At 41.6% G+C, this 2,050-nt stretch carries 2 tRNA genes and 2 rRNA genes; all 4 read right to left on the minus strand.

The window, feature by feature from the left end:
- A 23S ribosomal RNA gene (locus tag FS875_RS09745) occupies positions 1-597 on the minus strand; the annotation flags it as partial.
- A 393-nt stretch (positions 598-990) separates the two neighbouring features.
- Positions 991-1,066 (minus strand) — tRNA-Ala (locus FS875_RS09750).
- Between the two features lie 326 nt (positions 1,067-1,392).
- A tRNA-Ile gene (locus FS875_RS09755) sits at positions 1,393-1,469 on the minus strand.
- Between the two features lie 472 nt (positions 1,470-1,941).
- Positions 1,942-2,050, minus strand: a 16S ribosomal RNA gene (locus FS875_RS09760); the annotation flags it as partial.

Consider the following 2,050-nt stretch of genomic DNA (forward strand, 5'->3'; position numbering starts at 1 on the left):
AACAAATCTTGGGCTCCGACTGTTTGTAGGCATTCGGTTTCAGGTACTTTTTCACTCCCCTTGTCGGGGTACTTTTCACCTTTCCCTCACGGTACTGGTTCGCTATCGGTCATGCACGAGTACTTAGGCTTGGATCGTGGTCGACCCATATTCAGACAGGATTTCACGTGTCCCGCCCTACTCAAGGACTTAAAGAAGAGTTACGTATACGGGACTATCACCCACTTTGGTTCGACTTTCCAGTCGATTCTACTTTTCTTTCTTCAAGCCACTGGCCTGGTCCGCTTTCGCTCGCCACTACTAACGGAGTCTCGTTTGATGTCCTTTCCTACAGGTACTTAGATGTTTCAGTTCCCTGCGTTTGCTTCTTACACCCTATTTTATTCAGGTGTAGATACCTTTATCTGACGACTAGAAAATTAAACTGTTTATCAAAAAACAGCTTAATTTTTCCAGCCATCAAAGGTGGGTTGCCCCATTCGGAAATCTACGGATCAAAGGGTATTCGCACCTCCCCGTAGCTTATCGCAGCGTATCACGTCCTTCATCGCCTGTGCATGCCAAGGCATCCACCAAATGCCCTTAAGACACTTGATCGTTCTCATTGCCAATATTCATTCTATAATCACTTAAACCACAAATAAGCATTCACTCTTTGTAATCACTTACTTGTAAAGTTTCTTGATCATTTGTTGTTTGTCTGCTCCTCTTGTGTCTTGTGCAAAACACAAGCGCAAAACAAACATAAATATCAGCAGAAAAGACCAGCTTCTCGAGATATACTCAGTGGCGCGGTTAAGCTTCCAATCATAAGCAAGGGCTTTGAGCATTCCCTTGCGACACATCATTTTTATAACTCTTAATCTTTAAAAGACAGAGCATAAAAATCATGTCTGAATATATCTTCTCTTCACAATTTCAATAGAACAGGCAAGAAGTCATTAAAACCTCTTACAAAAAATGTCCTCACAACAATGATGATGATCTAAATGGTGGAGCCGGACGGGATCGAACCGACGACCCCCTGCTTGCAAAGCAGGTGCTCTCCCAGCTGAGCTACGGCCCCTAAAGAATGCTCTTTCAAATCAATCTCAAAAAAATTTATTAACTTGAGTGATTTGTCCTCTTTTGATCAACACTATTTTGACTTGTATTGATTGGTATCATTTTTTTGATTTTTATCCTTTTAAATTTGTCTCTCCCCTTGAAGAAATCTGAAGGGAATTTGAAGTCCTGTTTGACAAAGATACTGTTTGACAAATGTAATGAGATAAATTTAACAAACAATTTTTAAAGGATAGAATTAAATCTTTTGCAATAAACTAAAGATTAAAGAGGCTTTCACACGCTTAAACTTCATAACTCTCAAGAATAAGCAAAAACGAGCATAAATGGTGGGCCTGGGAGGACTTGAACCTCCGACCTCACGCTTATCAAGCGCGCGCTCTAACCAACTGAGCTACAAGCCCTCCGGGATAAACCGGAAAACCTTCCCCGGTATCATCTTAAATCATTGGAAAAGCTTAAAGTGCTTTCTTCATAAAGCCTTTTTTAAATTCATGACTTTTAAGATTCATAAGAATTTAAAAGCATATCTAAAGGTCCTGCTTTTTAAAGCAGGCTAGGCTTTTTTAAGAGATCGCCAGAAGGCTTGGGATCATCATCTGAAGAAAGAGAAACGAAGACGGCATGTTCTGCTTTTATTGTATCAACACATGAGCACTAAGCCCTCAAATAGTTCTCTCATCCGAGGTAGGGGCCTCAAAGAGACGGGGGGGGGGGATCCTCTTTAATATCAAGAGGGGTCTCTTTTTGGTGAGAGGAATTCATTGAGAGTTAGCCTCATATGCACCGTTTAAACAAACTCATGTTTAAACTTTGTGTCTAATGAGATCAAAAAGGGAGGGACTTTTTAAAAGCCCTATTCTTGATCATCCTTAGAAAGGAGGTGATCCAGCCACAGGTTCCCCTACGGCTACCTTGTTACGACTTCACCCCAGTCGCTGACCCTACCGTGGTTGCCTGCCTCCTTGCGGTTAGCACAGCACCT

It is taken from the genome of Bartonella saheliensis (assembly GCF_902162175.1).